Below are 19423 nucleotides of genomic sequence, written 5' to 3' on the forward strand. Positions count from 1 at the left end.
TGCATGCTTACCAAGCAAGACAAAAAACAACTTCGTGGTTTCATTTTTAGACATTTAGATGGCTTAGCAACTGCTACTACAGCTTATTCACTTCACCAAAAAGGTGTTTTACATTATTTATTAAAGAACAAAAAAGCTTCTGTTAAAGATATTGCTTCAGCATTTCAAGCAAACGAAGGATATTTAAATGTTGCATTAAGAGTTTTGTGTTCGCAAGGCTGGTTGGCACAAAACATAGACCCTCAATTAAACGAGGTTACATTCGAAATAAATACGAAAAGTCAGGAAGCTTTCAAACTTGTTCCTCTATATAAAAACGCTGTAAATCTTTTATCCTATGCTGTTAAATTTCCTGAAGAGAAAATTGGAAGTGATGCCTTTCTAGCGTTAGAAAGCATTTTTAAAGAATATGAAAAGAATTACGGATTAACTGGTAATAACGACATTGAACAACAGGTTTTAAAACACATTGAAGGGTGTATTGTGGCTCCAATAATTGTGTTATTGGGTGTTAATGGCTTATTTCATAAATATTTTATGGAAGCTTCATTTACAGCTGAAGAATACCATAAAAACCCTGAAAGTTTCAAAAAAATATTAGATTTCTTTACGTACTTAGGTTGGTTTAAAAAGAAGAAAAACACCTATCAATTTACAGATGAAGGTTTGTTTTTTGCAAAACGAGCATCAGCATATGGTGTAACAGTGTCGTATCTGCCAACTTTTTTAGCATTGGATGACTTGCTTTTTGGAAACCCTTTAATTCTTAAGACAGAAACACCTAACGATGCAGAAAAACATGTACAGCGTGAAATGAATGTTTGGGGTTCTGGAGGAGCACACACAACTTATTTTAAAATAGTCGATCAGGTAGTAAAAGAACTCTTTAACAAACCTATAGACGAACAGCCAAAAGGTATTTTAGACATGGGTTGTGGCAATGGTGCCTTTATTCAACATATTTTTGAAGTCATTGAACATCAAACTTCTAGAGGAAAAGTGCTTGAAGAGCATCCACTATTATTAGTTGGTGCAGATTTTAATCAAGCTGCTTTAAAAGTTACAAGAGCCAATTTAATTAAATCGGATATTTGGGCGAAGGTGATTTGGGGAGATATTGGTAGACCAGAATTATTAGCCAAAGACCTTAAAGAAGATTATAATATAGATTTAATAGATTTATTAAATGTTAGAACTTTTTTAGACCATAATCGTATTTGGGACATGCCGAAAATTACAACTAATAGAACGAGTCTATCTACAGGAGCTTATGCCTTTCAGGGAGATCGTTTAAATAATAATTTGGTAGAAGACTCCCTTTTGGAACATTTCAAAAAGTGGAAATCATATGTCGAAAAATTTGGATTACTTATTATCGAGTTACATACTATTAATCCGGAGTTAACAGCGAACAATCTTGGTGAAACAGCTGCTACTGCTTACGATGCAACTCATGGTTATAGCGACCAATATATTCTAGAAGTAGATGTATTTAAAAACATTGCTAAAGAAGCTGGGCTAATGCCAGATGAGCGCTATTTTTCAAAATTTCCAGATTCCAATTTAGCAACTGTGAGTATTAATTTATTAAAAGGAACAATTAATTAAATATTAAAAATATGACAAAAAATTTTACAGATTTAGCCTTAGCCATTTTAAGAATTTCCATTTCAGGCTTAATGCTTGTTCATGGTATTCCAAAAATTGAACGTCTTTTCTCAAGTCCCATAGAATTTGGAGATCCTATTGGAGTTGGTCCAACACTATCATTAATTTTAGCATTAATAGGAGAAGTTGTCGCTCCAATTCTAATCATTATTGGTTTTAAAACAAAATTAGCTGCAATTCCTTCTGCTATAACTATGTTTGTGGCTGCTTTTATAGTTCATATTGATGATGATTTTGGCACAAAAGAAAAAGCTCTTTTATACTTGGTTTGTTTTGTTGTCATTTTTCTAGCAGGACCTGGAAAATATGCTATTGATAATAAAAAATAACTATGAAAGCTGTTTCAGTTGTTACTATAAAAAAAGAATTGCATCATCGTTCTTCAGAGGAACTTATGGAACTTTGTTTGCGTTTATCGAAATTCAAAAAAGAAAACAAAGAACTACTAACTTATTTGTTATTTGAATCTCATGATGAATCTGGCTATATAGAAACTGTCAAACAGGAAATAGACGAACAGTTTGAAACCATTAATACAGATAGTTACTTCTACATTAAAAAAAGTGTTCGTAAAATTTTAAGAAATATTAAAAAATATGCGCGTTATTCACTTAAGAAGGAAACTGAAGTGGAACTGCTACTCTATTTTTGTAAAAAACTAAAAGATTTCAAACCATCCTTTAAAAGAAATGTAACGCTAACAAACATTTATGAAAGACAGATTTTAAGCATTCAGAAAATAGTTGTCAAGCTTCATGAAGATTTACAATATGACTATAATTTAGAGTTGGAAAGATTAGAAAATTAACAGATTATGACAACAACACCAGAACACGACGAACGAGTTGCAAAATTGACCTTTGCATCTGTATACCCACATTATGTTGACAAAATTGAGAAAAAAGGTAGAACTAAAGCCGAACTACATCAGGTTATACAATGGTTAACCGGTTTTAATGAATCTAAACTACAAGAACTTATAGATGAGAAAGTGACTTTTAAAACGTTTTTTGAGAAGGCAAAATTAAACCCAAATGCGCATCTTATAAAAGGTGTTATTTGCGGCTATCGGATTGAAGACATTGAAACACCCTTAACACGACAAGCCAGATATTTAGATAAATTGATAGATGAATTAGCCAAAGGACGTAAGATGGAAAAGATTTTAAGAGTTGCTTAAAATAACTTGTATTATTGAACGCTAATTCATAATCCTAACCATCAATTCTTTGAGTAAATCTCCTTGCTTAACCGCATTGGATCCTACTCCTTTACTTTTTACATCAAATTCTCTTAAAACAGCAATTATACCACTCACCTGTTTCATGGGATAATTTCTTGCTGCAGCAATATATTCGTTTGTGAAATACGGGTTTATTTTTAATGCTGAGGCAACACTTCTTGGGGATTTGTCGTGTAAACCATGTAAGTGCAATAATTTAGAAAAGAAACTAAACAGCAAAGACACTGTAACCACCATGGGATTATCTTTTGGGTTTTCGCCAAAATATTTAATAATCTGCTGTGTTTTTAAAACATCCTTGGCTCCAACAGCTTTTTGCAACTCAAAATTATTATAGTCTTTACTAATTCCAATATTTTGTTCAATATGTTCTGGTGTAATTTGCGTGCCTTCAGGAAGGATAATTTTAAGCTTATCCAATTCGTTAGAAATTTTACTTAGATCTGTTCCTAAAAACTCTGCTAGCATTTGTGCAGCCTTAGGAGAAATGGTGTAATTCTGACCAGATAATACACGTCTAATCCAATCGGCTACTTGATTGTCGTAAAGTTTTTTACTTTCAAAAATAACACCCGTTTTTTTAAGCGTTTTATATAGTTTTTTACGCTTATCAATGGATTTGTACTTATAATTAAAAACTAAAATGGTTGTAGGTTGTGGTTGCTCAGCATAATCCACAAGCTTTTCTATGGTTCGCGATAAATCTTGAGCTTCCTTTACAATTACCACCTGATGTTCTGCCATCATAGGATAACGTTTGGCCTGGCCTACCACATCTTCAATAGTCACATCGCGACCATATAACACCATTTGATTAAAGCCTTTTTCTTCTTCAGAAAGGATACTGCTTTCAATATATTTTGAAATCTTATCTATATAGTAAGGTTCTTCTCCCATTAAAAAATAAATAGGATGCAACTTACCATTTTTAATATCTGTTACTAATTGTCTGACTTCGTCCAAATTTCTAAAAATTCCAAATTAAAAAAATTACAAACCCCAAAATACGTTAAGGATGTTTGGTTTTTGATGAATGTAACTTAACTTTGAAAAAAATCCAATTGCCTTGATGCAAGAACTCCAATTTTCAAAGTTTCCGTTTCGTTTCAAAAATAGCGAAAATAAAATATCTATTTTCGATTGTATTCGTAAAAAATTTGTGATTTTACAACCGGAAGAATGGGTTCGTCAGCACTGTGTGCAATACTTAATTTTAGAAAAAAAATATCCTATTTCTTTAATTAATGTTGAAAAGGAATTAAAAGTGAACGGTTTAAAAAAACGTTATGATATTGTAGTTTTTAATCCAAATGGCTCAATTCATTTAATCGTAGAATGTAAAGCGCCACAAATACCTATTGACCAAAGTTCTTTCGATCAAATTGCACGATATAATTTGGCATTAAAGGCCACCTATTTAATGGTAACTAACGGATTAAATCATTATTATTGTCAGATGGATTTTATAAATGAATGTTATCAATTTCTAGAATCCATTCCAGATTATAAAACTAATGAATAAGATAGTTACATTTTGGTTTGGAATATTAGGTGTAATCTTCTTTGTTGTTCCCAGTATTTTAGGTGGGTTCCAATTTGAAAATTACAGCCACATTCAACAATTCATCAGCGAAACTTATGCTATTGACACACCATATGGAATATATTTAAGATTTTTTGGGTTTATACCTAGTGGTATTTTCATTATACTTTTCTCAATGTCGGCTTTAAGTATCCTTCCCAATAGCAGATTATTAAAACTCGGACTAATTGGGTTTGCTTTTCTCTATGGTTTTGGCAACATTCTTGTTAGCATTTTTCCTTGTGATACTGGGTGTAATAAAGAGTTAATAGACCCAAGTATATCACAATTAATACATACCTTTTCTGGAGCAATCACTTATACTTTAGTTCCATTTTGTTTATTCTTAATTGGATTAAGTGCCATAAAATGGAAACACGGAAAATATATGGTTGTTTTATCACTTATTTGTGGAATGTCAGCTTTTTTGCTTAGTATGTTGCTTTCTAGTAATCCAACAGGTTATTATATTGGTTTGATTCAAAGAGGTATAGAAATCTCTATATTGCTTTGGCTAACTGCCTTAGCCTTTTATATTAAAAAACTAAATTAGTCTTTTGAAAATAGCAATTGTTATATTAAACTGGAACGGAAAAGAATTACTTGAACAATTCTTACCTTCTATTATAAAATTCTCAAATGAAGCTTCTATTTACGTTGCAGACAATGCTTCAACAGATCATTCAGTAGCCTTTATTAAAGAAGCTTTTCCTTTGGTTAAAATTATTCAAAACCAAAAAAACGGAGGTTATGCTAAGGGTTATAACGATGCCTTAAAACACATAGATGAAGATATTTATTGTTTATTAAATAGCGATGTCGAAGTAAGCAAAAACTGGTTAAATCCTGTTATTGAGGTTTTTAAAAACAATTCTAATACAGCAATTGTTCAACCAAAGATATTAGATTTTAAAGATAAAACAGCTTTTGAATATGCTGGTGCAGCTGGTGGGTTTATCGATAAATATGGCTATCCCTTTTGTAGAGGAAGAATTTTCAATACAATTGAAAAAGATAAAGGTCAATACAACGATGTAACAAATATATTTTGGGCTTCAGGGGCATGTTTCTTTATTAGAAAAAACCTGTTTAAAACCTTAAACGGTTTTGATGAATCCTTTTTTGCACATATGGAAGAAATAGATTTGTGCTGGAGAGCATTTAACCTTGGTTATGAAACAAAATACGCTGGCAATTCGACAGTTTATCATATTGGAGGAGCTACTTTAAACAGTTCCAATCCGAAAAAAACATATTTAAATTTTAGAAATAATCTATTTATGATAACTAAAAATGCTGAAGGATGGATTTTCTTTTTAGTATTTGCTAGGCTAATTTTAGATGGACTTGCAGGAATTAAATTTCTTTTAGAATTTAAAGTATTGCATACCTTTGCGATAATAAAATCTCACTTTAGTTTTTATAAAAATCTACCAAGGTTGCTTAAGCAACGTAGGTCTATTAATAAAAAGAAGAACTACTACCACAGAACTTCAATTATTTGGCTTTATTACATACGTAAACATAAGTATTTCAATTGTTTATAAATATGTTAAAATTTATGTTAATCCCTATCTTTCCTATACTTCTTTTATATAATTTTGGTATGTTAATAAATAACATCTAAAACTTATAACAATTATGAAAAAAACAATGATACTAGGCGTATTTGCTTTATTCCTTTTAGGTTCGTGTGTATCAAAAAAACAATATACAGACTTAGAAGCTAAACAAAAACAAACACAAGATTTATTAAACACAGCAACAGTTAAACTAAATTCATGCTTAGCTGATAAAGCATCTGCAGAAGCACGTGCAAAAGGTTTAGAAGATCGAATTGCCGATTTAAAAAAATCAAATGACAACCTTATTACAAGTAACGAATCTTTAACCATGCTTACATCTAAAGGTGCTAGCAATGTTGAAAAAACTTTAGAAAGCTTAAAAGAAAAAGATTTAAGAATTTCTCGTTTACAAGATGCGGTTAGTAAAAAGGACAGTGTTATGTTAGCACTTGTTACAAGCTTGAAAAAAGAGGTTGGTATTGATGATCCAGACATTCAAGTGAATGTTGAAAAAGGGGTTGTATTTATCTCTATTGCGGATAAAGTATTATTCCAAAGTGGTAGCTACAATGTATCAGCCAGAGCTAAAGAAATTTTAGGAAAAGTGGCTACAGTTGTAAAAGCTAAACCAACTTTTGAATGTATGGTTGAAGCACATACAGATCCTGTTCCTTATAACAAACCACCACTAATTGACAACTGGGATTTAAGTGTTAAACGTGCAACATCTGTTGTTCGTGTATTAGAAGATTTAGGTGTAGCACCTAAACAACTTATTGCTGCTGGTCGTGGAGAATTCCAACCTTTAGTAGATAATAATACTGCAGAAAACAGAGCAAAAAACAGACGTACTAGAATTATAGTACTACCTAAAATTGATGAATTTTACGACATGATTGACAAGGAAATGAAGAACCTTGCTGAAGACGGAAAATAGACATTAATTACAATATATTTAAAAGCTCAATCTTGTTAGATTGAGCTTTTTATTTGCAATAATATTATCTTATTAGAATTTAAAAAATCTCCAAACTCCCTTTCCCTTCTCTAACAATAATGGGTTCTTCTTCAGAAAGATCGATAACTGTTGATGCTTGATTATCTCCATAACCTGCATCAATAACCAACTCTACTAAGTTTTGCCATTTTTCATAAATAAGTTCTGGATCGGTTGTGTACTCTAATACTTCATCTTCATCATGAATAGATGTTGAAATAATTGGGTTGCCTAACTGTTTGACTATTTCTATAGCAATTTTATTGTTTGGCACTCGAATACCAACTGTTTTTTTCTTTTTAAATGGATGTGGTAACGACTTAGCACCAGGAAGAATAAACGTATAAGGGCCTGGAAGCGCTCTCTTTAAAATTTTGAATGTAGTGGTGTCTATTTGTTTAACATAGTCGCTTAAATTGCTTAAATCTTCACAAATAAATGAGAAATTAGATTTTTCTAATTTTACGTTTTTAATTCTTGCTACTCTTTCTAATGCTTTAACATTATTAATGTCGCAACCCAAACCATAAACCGTATCTGTAGGATAGATAATTAACCCTCCAGCTTTCAGCACTTTAACTACTTTTGTAATTTCTTTAGCGTTTGGGTTTTCTTCATAAATTTTTATAAATTCAGACATACTATAAGTATTAAAAAATCGTTATCTTACACAAAGTAATCAAATAAATCTTTTATGAAGGTTATTAAATACTACTTATTTCTTATTACACTTATATTTTCTCTTGTCTCTTGTTCTACAGATGACAATAATAATCCTGTTACTGGATTAGATTCTTTAGAGTACTATCAAGAATTAAATGTATCTTATGGTCCAACCAACGACCAAGTGTTTGATATTTATTTGCCTGCTAATAGAAATTTAGATACTGAAGTAATGATTTTAGTTCATGGTGGTGGATGGTCTGCAGGTGATAAAAATGACATGAACGAGCTTAAGAATTTTGTTCAAAGTGAATTTCCAAACATGGGAATTGTAAATATCAATTACAGGCTTGCAGATGAAAATAATCAACCGTATCCTATGCAAATAGATGACATATCGTCTGTGATTAACCATTTAAAATCGAAACAGAATCATTATGTAATTGATGACGATTTTGCTTTTATTGGTGTGAGTGCTGGAGCACATTTATCCTTATTATGGAGCTATGCTTTTGATACAGATAATAATATAGACATGGTTTGCAGTATTGTAGGTCCAACTAATTTAACAGATCCTGCATATTTAAACAATACAAACCCTGAGTTACAAGCATTACTGGATTTATATGGCACTGAAGCTACTACAGAGTATTTAGAAGAAGTAAGTCCGTATCACAGGGTCACCGCAAATGCTCCTCCAACCATATTGTTTTATGGAGGTCAAGACCCATTGATTCCTACTACTCAAGGCACAGACATGAGGGACAAACTAGAGGAATTAAATATTACCCATGAATTTACATTATATCCAAATGCTGGTCATGGTTGGATAGGATTGGATTTACTTGATACAAGTTTCAAGCTTAAAGCTTTTATCCAAACTCATTTTGATTAATTTTTAACCAATAACTTCCAGTTTCGCAAAGCGTAACAATAATTTTTTAACGCCTCCTTTATCAAACTTTATTTCTGCTTTAGTATCTCCACCTACACCTTCAATTTTTATTACTTCTCCTTTTCCAAATCGTAAATGTTCCACCATATTTCCAACAGCTAATTTACCATCAAATAAATTGACACCACCACTGGTTTTACTTACAGGTTTTAAGTTTTTTGGAGTGCTTATGGTTATTTTTTCTGATGCTTTTTCTGAGGTTATTTGTTTCTTCTTAAACGTTGGCTGAACCGCTTTCTTAAATCGAATTTTATTAGCATTCGCTCTTCTTGTAGTTTCTGGGATATCATCTCCAAAAATATCTGGATCTAGCATCGGATTAAAACGACGCTCTTCAATAGGTGTGATAATATCTAAAAACTCTTCATCTATTTCTTCAATAAATCTGCTAGGCTCTGCATCAATTAATTTTCCCCAACGATATCTAGACAATGCATATGTTAAATAAGCTTGCTTTTCGGCTCTTGTTAGTGCCACATAAAACAAACGTCTCTCCTCCTCCAACTCACTTCTAGTATTCATGCTCATAGCACTTGGAAATAAATCTTCTTCCAAACCAACAATGTACACATACGGAAATTCTAACCCTTTTGCCAAGTGAATGGTCATTAAAGCTACGTGGTTAGCATCGCCTTTATCTGCATCTAAATCGGTTGCAAGTGCCACATCTTCTAAAAATTCTGCTAAAGATGCTGTGGCATCTGCTAACTCTTTTTGTCCTTCAACAAAATCCTTCATCCCATTTAACAGCTCTTCAATATTTTCCATTCTGGCCACACCTTCAGGTGTCCCATCTTTATTAAACTCTCTTATTAAACCACTGGCTTTAGTAACATGCTCAGCTAATTCAAAGGCGTTAGCCGTTTGGTTTAAAACTTGGAAACTTTCAATTAATGTTACAAAATCTCTCAACTTATTTTTAGTGCCCGAATTGATATTAATTTCGATTTTATCAATATTCTGAAGCACTTCAAAAATAGACCGATTATATCCATTGGCAGCAACAATCAACCTATCTACAGTGGTTTGACCAATACCTCGTGCAGGATAATTTATTACACGTTTTAAGGCTTCTTCGTCTGCAGGATTGATTATTAATCGCAAATACGATAAAACATCTTTAATTTCTTTTCTTTGATAGAAAGACAAGCCACCATAAATTCGGTAAGGAATATCTCGTTTGCGTAACGCATCTTCTATAGCACGAGATTGTGCATTGGTTCTATACAACACAGCAAAATCACTATTTGGTAATTGATTTTCCATTTTATTTTCAAAAATGGAACTAGCCACAAAACGTCCTTCATCACCATCTGTTAAAGAACGGTTTACTTTTATTTTTTGCCCTTCATCGTTGGCTGTCCATACGACCTTATCAAGTTTGGTCTGGTTTTTATCAATGATGGAATTTGCTGCATTCACAATATTTTTTGTTGAACGATAATTCTGCTCTAATCTAAAAAGCTTTACATCGTCATAATCCTTCTGAAAATTTAAAATATTATTGATGTTAGCGCCACGGAAAGCATAGATACTTTGCGCATCATCTCCAACTACACAAATGTTTTGAAAACGATCTGAAAGTGCTCTAACAATTAAATACTGACTGTGGTTGGTATCTTGATACTCGTCTACTAAAATATATCGAAACTTATCCTGATATTTGGCTAACACATCTGGAAATCGCGTTAGGAGCTCGTTAGTTTTTAATAACAAATCATCGAAATCCATAGCTCCTGCCTTAAAACATCTCTCTACATAGTTTTTATAGATTTCCCCCATTTTTGGTCGTCTAGCCATAACATCAGCTTCAATAAGTTCTGGATTTTGATGATAAGCTTTTACGGTTATTAAACTGTTTTTATAGGAAGATATTCTAGAGCGAATCTGTTTATATTTATAGAGATCTTTATCTAGATTCATCTCTTTAATTATCGAAGCAATTAATCGGTCTGAATCTTGAGTGTCATAAATGGTAAAATTACTTGGGTAACCTAATCTATCTGCTTCAAAACGCAATATTTTAGCAAAAACCGAGTGAAAGGTTCCCATCCACAAGTTTTTAGCTTCGCTAGTACCAACAATGGTGGCAATACGCTCTTTCATTTCTCGAGCTGCTTTATTAGTAAATGTTAAAGCCAAAATATTAAACGCATCCACACCTTGACTCATTAAATAGGCAATTCTGTAGGTTAATACTCTGGTTTTACCAGAACCTGCTCCAGCAATCACAATCATTGGACCATCCTTTTGGATTGTTGGTGCTAATTGCGCATCGTTTAACTGACTTAAATATTTCTCCAAATCTCTTTCATTTTAAAGGCTAAAAATAACTATTGTTAGCCTCTTTCGAAGATAGATTTGTGAATAATTATAAACAATTTATAATATGAAAAGTAACCCCTTAATCAATGGTCATTGTTTTTAATAATCCTGCTCTGGTACTAATCCAAATAAAATTGAAAGCAGACTTTGTTTTGTGACGTTTAATATCTTTTTTTGTAGCTTCTTTAAAGAAATGAGTCGCCGAACTACTGTTTTTAGAAACAAAGAGATTTATTACATCTGTTAAGAATTCGTTTTTCTCTTTACCACTCTCCTTCAAGGCAATTATATCAAAATCGCTATATTTCATTTTAAAATCTATCGTGGATCTTACATCTGTCCCAGAGATAGTAAAATACGTTTTATCTAACTCACCTTCTAGTCGAACATTTAAATTGGGTTCTGTAAATTTATTCAGATAACTTGCTTGAAGCTCATCAATTTCTGCTTTAAATTCAAACAAATCGTTGTGGTTATTTATATCAAAAAACCAATCTACTTTTAATGGTGCATGTTCCATAAATTTTGTATGAATTTTCAAAACCGTTTTTGTTGGAGATTGATACGTATTACTTACGTGTTTTATATCTGCATGAAACTTTGAAAAAGTAACAGTTCCAGCTTTTTTATCTGCTTTGACTTTCTCAGAATAAGCAATATCTGCATCGAAAACAATAACTTCCTCAATGTTTAAATTGAATTTTAAATTACGAAGCATTTTGCTATATAAAGGCTTGATGCGCTCATCATCTGCAACCAACTTATCGCGATACACTTTAAAGTTTGGTTGATAAAATGATAGTTTATTGCTTGAAAACTGCCAAGTAGTATCTTTTACAACTTCCAAATTGGGTTGTTCAATTGTTAAAGAATCTATAATCAAATTAAAATGGTCACGTTCATGAGGAATAATTGCAGACAAGGCATTTTTAGAGTATTTAGTATATAACTTTAAGCCTTCAAATTCAGCTGTTTCATTGGTTATTTCAACATGATTGATGGTGACATTTTCATAATCACTTATTTGTCCAAAAAATGAATCAAAAACAATTTGATAGCTGCTGTAATTAAAAGGAACTTTTCGATTTTTTGTTTTCTGATTGTAAACAATATCATGTAACATTAAATCTATTTGATGCATTTCAAGTTTTAAAGAATCTGTTTTGGAGTCCCATATTTCAACATGGCCTTTATCTATATGAATCTCATTAATTTCAACCTTTTTATCAAACGAATTGCCCTGAGATACTTGAAATTCTTCCTTTGGAATTGTGTTATTATGATAATATATGACATTGGGATTCTTTAAGGAAATATAATCTAACTGTATAACATCATTGAATAAATAGTTCCAAAAACTAAAACCATTTATTAAAAAATACTCCAATTGAACCTCTGCATTGGGTTCCTTAATAGTTCTTCCTAAATTAGTAAGCTTTACACTATCTAAGACTAATTGACCTTTTAATAAACTTAAATTTAAATCTGTATAACTAACCTCAACGGTTTCGGGAAGTTTGGTAGATAATGCTTTTTCTATTTTAGATTTTATAACATATTGTACTACAAAAAAACCTAAAATCATTATTAAAATAATAATTCCAAATATTTTTAACCATTTTCTTTTTTGTTGACTCATTTTATAAAGATATCTTTTTTTTCATATTTAGTTTAAATTTATTTCCGCAAATAACTTTCTAAGAGTTTCAATTTATTAATTCAGACATCTTAGGTTGCTGAAATAAATGTATAAATTCAAATTTCATTTACATTATTCAAGATTTAAAAGATTGTTTATATTTGGGAAGAAATTAAAATACAAACACCTAAATACTATTTATGGATTCTGAAAGAATTATCGACTTATTCATGTTTGCTATTCCTACTTTAATTACAGGTTTAATAGCGTATTACTTTTTTAAAGAGCATACCAAAAATGAAGATGGGAGAAGACGTTTTTTACTACATAAAGATATGCAAGTAAACACCATGCCTATACGCTTACAAGCATACGAACGCATGGCATTATTTCTTGAAAGAATCACACCTTCAAAACTACTTATTAGAACAAGTCCAACGTCTTCAAATAAAGAAGATTACGAATCTCTACTTATAGCAACTATCGAACAGGAATTTGAACACAATTTATCACAACAAATCTATATTAGTGATGATTGCTGGAGCATCATTACAGCAGCAAAAAATGCCACCATACAATTAATTAGAAAAGCTAGTTTACTTGAAAAAACCGATACAGCTAATAAACTTCGTGAAGTTATTTTAACCGAAATGATGGAAAAAAGAGCACCGAGCGACGCTGCTTTGTCATTTATCAAACAGGAAGTAAGCGACCTCTGGTAAGCAACTTTTAATTGAATGCTTCTATTTATTTAAGTGTTTATTTTTTGCATAATCGAAACCTTGCTGCCACCATTTAGTCATTAGCTTTTTACTAAAAATCAATGAGTTCTCGGTTAAACTAGAAGGTGTATAGTATAAGTTAAGCTTAACACCATTGTTCACTGCTGCTAATTTTCCAATTACAATGTCATTTTGCTCTACTTGATTTAGTAAATGCCCAAAAAGGTTTATCATCAACGAAAATGGATTTTTACCTAATACTTTTTGATTCTCTATATTTTCAGCCTCTAAAATAATAGCATCTACCTCAGTCGCTCCTCGTTTAATAGCCTCGCGTATTGGCACCACACAACCCAAGCCTCCATCGGCGTACTCAAAACCATTCACTTTTGCTATTGACATAAACGGAATATAATTACAGGAGATCCAAATCCAATGACAAAACTCTTCATAAGTACACTCATTTATAGACTTATATTCAACGGTATTCATGGATAAGTTAGACACTGTAACAACCACGTCTGCTTTCTCTTTTCTAATTTTCAAAAACTCTTCCTCAGTAAAATTACGTTTAATACTTCGTCTCAGAGCGTTACTCTCTCCAAACGTACGTCTTCGCCTAATAAACTGCCACATAGAGTTAATAAAATCTATGGACACATATTCTCTATCGCCTTTTTTACGTTGCACAAAGGGACTTACGCTAAAAATATCATGTTGTTGAACATTCGTAAAAATATCGTACAATTTGGGGATATTATCTACAGCCAAATGAGGAATTAACAAGCTTCCTGTAGATGTTCCTAAAAACATATCGTAAGATTTTCCTTGATGCTCCATAAGGTATTGAGCCACACCACCAGCATAAGCTCCTTTACTTCCTCCACCAGATATAACTAATGCTTTCATTCTGTTTCTAATGGGCTTACAGATTCATTTTTAAATTTTGCAAAATTAAAACCACTTTGCCACCACAAGGTCATCTTTTCTTTATTAAACACAAGTGCATTTGTCGTTAAAACTGTTGGTGTGTAATAAAAATCGATAATAGCATTTTGATTGGTTGCAACAAATTTACCAATTCTAATGTTTTGACTCTCTATTCTGTCTAACATAAAAGAAAACATATTTGTTAATAATGAAAACGCATTTAATGAAGGCATTCTATTGAATTGCGTGACCTCCGTTTGCAAAATAATAGCATCTATATGTGTGGCTCCTCGTTTGATAGCTTCTTCAATTGGCACCATAGAACCCAAACCACCATCAGCATATTCACATCCGTTTTTCTTTACTAAAGACATAAATGGCGTGTAATTACAAGAAATCCAAACCCATTCACAAAACGCTTCATAATCAAAATCATTAATAGACTTGTACTCAACCTGATTTAACGATAAATTAGAAACAGTAATAACAATATCTTTATGAGACACCTTTAGTTGATGAAATTCAGCTTCAGACAAGGTGTTTTTAATCAATTTTTTAAGATTATAACTTTCACCAAAAGTCTTACTACCTCTCAACAAGTTTCGTAAAACATTTAAATGATTAATTTTTATGGTTTCAATCCCTCTTTTATTTTTAATTGCAAAAGGACATACATTAAAAATAGCTTGCTGATTGACATTGGTGTATATCTCTTTAATCTTTTCTACTTGATTTAATGCCAAATGAGACACTAATAAACTCCCAGTAGACGTACCTAAAAACAAATCATATTGATGCTTTTTGTTTTCAATAAGGTATTGCGCCACACCTCCAGCAAATGCACCTTTACTGCCTCCTCCCGAAATAACTAATGCTCTCATTTAATTCGAATTTTGCAATCTTAAAATGGTTTCTTTATAATTTGAGTTTTTTGATAATTCTTCTAGCATATTTTTAGCATACTTTTTAAACTGCCAATTATAATGCCTCGAAGCTTCTACTAAATTAACAAAAACAGTTTCATTAAAAATCCCTAACGAATTTAAGTAATTAAATGCTGTTAATCGGACTTCAAAGTTATACCTGGGATTGGAATAACCAATTAATTCGTTTAAAAAATTTTCTTTTTCATCAGCTTTATATAAAGGCGTTGAAAGTGCTAAAGCCAACCAAAGTTGCCTGACATTTTTATCGTTAAAACCAACAATGCCACGTGTCTGACTTAAATAAAGCTCTCTATCTTCAACAAAATTAATCCACAAATGAAACAAAGCAGACTCTATAGTCTGATAAGATTTATCCATTAACAAAGTCTCATAATCATCTTTCAAATTTAGAGGGATTTTATCCATATTCTGAGCAATGGCTTGTCTTGTTTTTAAAGAGCCTTTAAACACTTTAGAAGTCACTCTGTCTGGAATTTGAGAAATCACCTTCTCTTTTGCTTGGTCTGAAATTGGAGCCGTTAAATAATAGTCGCATTTAGACGTTAGCAACTCACAATCTACCATTTCGTATTCCTGGATAAAAGCTGACTGCATCAAGCTTTCCAGAGCATTTTCAAGAGGAAACTCCACCTGTACCAACCAGGCATTTACAAACTCGGTTAAATCCATGCCACTGGTTTTTTCTACTTCAGAAATAAAATCGTCAGTTTCAACAACTGAAAATGGATATGCTTCTAAATAATTCTTTACAGCCTTTTTAAAAGCCTCATCGCCAACCTGCTCTCTTAAAGCGTGTAAAACCCAGGCGCCACGCTTATAAAACGTGACACTACTCGACTTCGGATTAAACAAAGATGTACTAGTTCCGGATCTGTTTTGATCCATCAGTTGCTGAGCATATTCATATAAGCGCCAGTAATAATAATTCTCACCAAACACATCTCTTTCAGCCAAAAGCGCATAATAGGTTGCAAAACCCTCCTGCAACCAATGGTGTTCGCCACTCTTAGCGGTTACATAATCGCCAAACCATTGATGTGCCAGCTCATGCGCATTCACATTCACATAATTTTTATCTACAAAGGCCGTGGAGTCAATCACAAAGGCATCCGAAAAAATGGTTGCACTTGTGTTTTCCATCCCTGCATACAGAAAATCGTGAACCGGAATCTGCTTGTAATTTTGCCAAGGATAGTCGATACCTATTTCTTTCTCCAGAAAATCGAACATCTGTTTACTGTAGCGATAGGTTGGCTCTACTTTCAAAGAATCTTCCGGATAATAATACATATCTAAAAGTATTCCACTATTTGAAATTTCTTCATGTTTATTGTATTTTCCAATGACCAAAGCCACTAAATAGCTGGACATGGGTGCTTTCATATCAAAATGCCAAACAGTGTTTTCTGCTTCAACAGCCTTATCTACAAGATTCCCGTTGGCAATTACTTCGTATGCGCTATCAAAAGCAACCGATAAATCAAATTCTATTTTATCATTGGTATCATCCAGACTTGGCAACCAATTACTCGTATATTTTCCCTGGCCTTGCGTCCAAATCTGATTAGGTGCTTCATTATCCCAGCCCACAAAATAGAGAGCCTTTTTTGGCTGTGCTTCATATTTAAAACTCAATTTATAGGTTTCCCCAGCTTTATATTTGGAATAAACCACAAGTTGCTTGTCGTTGTTTTCATAAACTACTTTTTCATTATTAAGCAAAATTTCATCAAAATGCATCTGCATGGCATCAATATAAATTGAATCGACAGATTTTAATATTTTAAACTCATACTCTACCAGTCCAAATACCTTAGAGGTATTCACATCAAAACTCAAATCAGCTTTAACACGAGTAAAATCAACATTTTCAAGCTGTTGCGCTTGTGTTAATCCTACCAAAAACAAAAAGACATAAAAAAGAAAATGTTTCATACATATACCATATCAACGACCTGACTAAAATACATAAATTTTGAAGTTTAAAGTTTCAAGATTAAGGTTTATATTCGTGTTATGTCTAATAATTTACAAACCCCCATAGATTATTTAAAAGGTGTTGGACCGAATCGTGCCGATTTGCTCCGAAAAGAACTAAGCATTCACACCTATCAGGATTTAATTAATTTATTTCCAAACAGATACTTAGACAGAACCCAATATTACAAAATCAATCAGTTACAACGCAATACGGCCGAAGTACAAATTATTGGAGAGATTATCAGTTTAAAAGAAGTTGCTCAAAAACGTGGCAAACGTCTAGTAGCCACCTTTAAAGACGACACAGGAACCATGGAACTAGTGTGGTTTCGGGGGCAGAAATGGATTCGCGAAAGCATCAAACTTAAAAAACCCTATGTTGTTTTCGGGAAAGTAAACTGGTTTAATGGTGTTTTTAGCATGCCGCATCCAGATATGGAACTTCTGGAGGAACACCAAAAGAATTTAAGCTCTGCCATGCAGCCCATTTACCCTTCTACCGAAAAATTATCGAATAAAGGCATTTCCAATCGAGTAGTTAATAAAATCATGCAACAATTGTTTCTGGAAACCAAGGGACGGTTTGTAGAATCGTTACCCGAAAGTATTCTTTCAGAACTCAAATTAACATCCAAATCTGAGGCTGTTTTTAACATCCATTTTCCGAAAAATCAAGAGCAATTAGCACGGGCACAATTCCGATTAAAATTTGAAGAATTATTCTATATTCAATTGCAATTAATTCTGAAAAATTTAATCCATAAATCGAAAATTAAAGGCTTGCCTTTTACACAAGTTGGAACCCATTTCAATACGTTTTATAAAAACCATTTACCCTTCCAATTAACCAGCGCACAGAAACGTGTGTTAAAAGAAATAAGACAAGATCTAGGCAGTAATGCACAAATGAACCGTCTCTTACAAGGAGATGTGGGTTCAGGAAAAACCATAGTCGCCTTCATGTCAATGCTCATAGCGCTTGACAACGGTTTCCAGGCCTGCTTAATGGCTCCGACTGAAATTTTGTCAGTCCAACACCATAACGGATTTAAAGAGCTATCTAATAATCTAAATATCAGTATAAAACTACTTACTGGTTCAAGTAATACTTCAGAAAGAAAAGAAATTCATAAATCGCTTGAAAATGGCGAATTAGACATCTTAATTGGCACCCATGCTCTCCTTGAAGATAAAGTAAAATTTCAGAATTTAGGCCTCGCCATTATCGACGAACAACACCGTTTTGGAGTCGAACAAAGAAGTAAATTGTGGCGAAAAGGCCCTCCTAAATTCTCCCAAAACGGACCAGATTCAGGGGCTACTCCACCACACATTTTGGTCATGACTGCAACACCTATTCCAAGAACTTTAGCCATGTCTGTTTATGGCGATTTAGACATCTCGGTGATTGACGAATTACCTCCGGGAAGACAGGCCATAAAAACGGTACATCGGTATGATACTAACCGACTAAAAGTCTTCAGGTTTATAAGAGATGAAATTGATAAAGGTAGACAGATTTATATGGTGTATCCATTAATCCAGGAAAGTGAGAAAATGGATTATAAGGATTTAATGGATGGTTACGAAAGTGTGGCCAGAGACTTCCCCCCTCCGAAATATCAGATTTCGATTGTGCATGGACAAATGAAACCAGCAGACAAAGATTACGAAATGCAACGCTTTATAAAAGGTGAAACCAACATCATGGTTGCTACAACGGTTATAGAAGTTGGTGTAAACGTACCCAATGCCTCGGTTATGATAATAGAAAGCGCCGAACGCTTTGGTCTCTCGCAATTACACCAGTTGCGTGGACGTGTAGGCCGTGGTGCCGAACAAAGCTATTGTATATTAATGACTAGCCACAAATTAAGCAACGACAGCAAAAAACGTATAGAAACCATGTGCAGAACCAACGATGGTTTTGAAATTGCCGAAGTAGATTTAAACCTTCGTGGCCCGGGAGACATTATGGGAACCCAGCAAAGTGGCGTTTTAAACCTTAAGATTGCCGATTTGCTAAAAGACAAAGACATCTTACAGTCTGCCAGATATTACGCTAAAAAAATACTTAGTAGCGACCCGACTCTAAAAGCACCAGAAAACAAAACCATTCTACACACCTACCAGCAGCTTAGCAAATACAAGAATATCTGGAATTATATTAGTTAAATATACGTGTTACTACGTATTTAAATTTTAGT

Annotated in this window: 18 protein-coding genes; 11 read left to right on the forward strand and 7 right to left on the reverse strand. The window is 32.8% G+C overall.

Annotated elements, in window-relative coordinates; translation table 11 throughout:
- Positions 1-3: 3 nt before the first annotated feature.
- From ACI5KZ_RS12375 to ACI5KZ_RS12390, 4 genes are read left to right on the forward strand one after another with little or no spacing between them, the layout of a single operon-like run.
- Positions 4-1608: a class I SAM-dependent methyltransferase gene (locus tag ACI5KZ_RS12375; RefSeq protein ID WP_406847795.1), complete on the forward strand. Its 1605-nt coding sequence runs from the start codon at positions 4-6 to the stop codon at positions 1606-1608.
- Positions 1609-1619: 11 nt separating this feature from the next.
- Positions 1620-1997 (forward strand): DoxX family protein, encoded by a 378-nt coding sequence (locus tag ACI5KZ_RS12380; RefSeq protein WP_109310051.1) that lies wholly within the window; start codon positions 1620-1622, stop codon positions 1995-1997.
- Between the two features lie 2 nt (positions 1998-1999).
- Entirely contained in the window at positions 2000-2476 is a 477-nt protein-coding gene (locus ACI5KZ_RS12385; RefSeq protein WP_109310052.1) for a hypothetical protein, read from the forward strand.
- 6 nt (positions 2477-2482) lie between these two features.
- Positions 2483-2848 (forward strand): DUF2200 domain-containing protein, encoded by a 366-nt coding sequence (locus ACI5KZ_RS12390; RefSeq protein WP_109310053.1) that lies wholly within the window; start codon positions 2483-2485, stop codon positions 2846-2848.
- 21 nt (positions 2849-2869) lie between these two features.
- Here ACI5KZ_RS12390 and holA read toward each other — a convergent pair whose 3' ends face one another.
- Entirely contained in the window at positions 2870-3874 is a 1005-nt protein-coding gene (gene holA / locus ACI5KZ_RS12395; RefSeq protein WP_109310054.1) for a DNA polymerase III subunit delta, read from the reverse strand.
- A 106-nt stretch (positions 3875-3980) separates the two neighbouring features.
- Between holA and ACI5KZ_RS12400 the strand changes: the two genes are divergently transcribed.
- The 4 genes from ACI5KZ_RS12400 to ACI5KZ_RS12415 all read left to right on the forward strand — a co-directional run bounded on the left by ACI5KZ_RS12400 (position 3981) and on the right by ACI5KZ_RS12415 (position 6995).
- Entirely contained in the window at positions 3981-4433 is a 453-nt protein-coding gene (locus ACI5KZ_RS12400; RefSeq protein ID WP_109310055.1) for a type I restriction enzyme HsdR N-terminal domain-containing protein, read from the forward strand.
- Positions 4426-5046, forward strand: coding sequence for a DUF998 domain-containing protein (locus ACI5KZ_RS12405; protein WP_109310056.1), 621 nt, complete (start codon positions 4426-4428; stop codon positions 5044-5046). Before ACI5KZ_RS12400 ends, ACI5KZ_RS12405 begins: the two co-directional genes overlap by 8 nt.
- Before the next feature lie 4 nt (positions 5047-5050).
- Entirely contained in the window at positions 5051-6040 is a 990-nt protein-coding gene (locus tag ACI5KZ_RS12410; protein WP_109310057.1) for a glycosyltransferase family 2 protein, read from the forward strand.
- 94 nt (positions 6041-6134) lie between these two features.
- A complete protein-coding gene (locus ACI5KZ_RS12415; RefSeq protein ID WP_109310058.1) occupies positions 6135-6995 on the forward strand; it encodes an OmpA family protein in 861 nt (286 codons plus the stop codon).
- Positions 6996-7074: 79 nt separating this feature from the next.
- Here the strand turns inward: ACI5KZ_RS12415 and ACI5KZ_RS12420 are convergent, their stop codons facing one another.
- The gene (locus ACI5KZ_RS12420; protein ID WP_109310059.1) at positions 7075-7695 is read right to left on the reverse strand and encodes an L-threonylcarbamoyladenylate synthase; all 621 of its coding nucleotides are present in this window, start codon (positions 7693-7695) and stop codon (positions 7075-7077) included.
- Positions 7696-7749: 54 nt separating this feature from the next.
- Here ACI5KZ_RS12420 and ACI5KZ_RS12425 point away from each other — a divergent pair, with 54 nt between their 5' ends.
- Positions 7750-8613, forward strand: coding sequence for an alpha/beta hydrolase (locus ACI5KZ_RS12425; protein ID WP_109310060.1), 864 nt, complete (start codon positions 7750-7752; stop codon positions 8611-8613).
- Positions 8614-8616: 3 nt separating this feature from the next.
- Here ACI5KZ_RS12425 and ACI5KZ_RS12430 read toward each other — a convergent pair whose 3' ends face one another.
- Positions 8617-10977 carry an ATP-dependent helicase gene (locus ACI5KZ_RS12430; RefSeq protein ID WP_109310061.1) on the reverse strand — a complete coding sequence of 787 codons (2361 nt, stop codon included), beginning with the start codon at positions 10975-10977 and terminating at the stop codon, positions 8617-8619.
- Positions 10978-11077: 100 nt separating this feature from the next.
- Entirely contained in the window at positions 11078-12637 is a 1560-nt protein-coding gene (locus tag ACI5KZ_RS12435; protein ID WP_406847796.1) for a hypothetical protein, read from the reverse strand.
- A 200-nt stretch (positions 12638-12837) separates the two neighbouring features.
- Between ACI5KZ_RS12435 and ACI5KZ_RS12440 the strand changes: the two genes are divergently transcribed.
- Complete coding sequence (locus ACI5KZ_RS12440; RefSeq protein ID WP_109310062.1) at positions 12838-13359, forward strand: hypothetical protein; 522 nt, start codon at positions 12838-12840, stop codon at positions 13357-13359.
- 21 nt (positions 13360-13380) lie between these two features.
- On the opposite strand, the gene ACI5KZ_RS12445 is transcribed toward ACI5KZ_RS12440, so the two are convergent.
- From ACI5KZ_RS12445 to ACI5KZ_RS12455, 3 genes are read right to left on the reverse strand one after another with little or no spacing between them, the layout of a single operon-like run.
- A complete protein-coding gene (locus tag ACI5KZ_RS12445; RefSeq protein ID WP_109310063.1) occupies positions 13381-14268 on the reverse strand; it encodes a patatin family protein in 888 nt (295 codons plus the stop codon).
- Positions 14265-15170, reverse strand: a complete 906-nt coding sequence (locus ACI5KZ_RS12450; protein WP_109310064.1) for a patatin family protein — start codon at positions 15168-15170, stop codon at positions 14265-14267. The genes ACI5KZ_RS12445 and ACI5KZ_RS12450 overlap by 4 nt, the downstream gene beginning before the upstream one ends.
- On the reverse strand, positions 15171-17171 hold the full coding sequence (locus tag ACI5KZ_RS12455) for a M1 family metallopeptidase (RefSeq protein ID WP_406847797.1): 2001 nt from the start codon (positions 17169-17171) through the stop codon (positions 15171-15173).
- 81 nt (positions 17172-17252) lie between these two features.
- On the opposite strand from ACI5KZ_RS12455, the gene recG reads away from it, so the two are divergent.
- Positions 17253-19391, forward strand: a complete 2139-nt coding sequence (recG, locus tag ACI5KZ_RS12460; protein WP_406847798.1) for an ATP-dependent DNA helicase RecG — start codon at positions 17253-17255, stop codon at positions 19389-19391.
- The last annotated feature ends 32 nt before the right edge of the window (positions 19392-19423 follow it).

The organism is Xanthomarina sp. GH4-25 (assembly GCF_045363175.1).
Taxonomy (GTDB): Bacteria; Bacteroidota; Bacteroidia; order Flavobacteriales; family Flavobacteriaceae; genus Xanthomarina.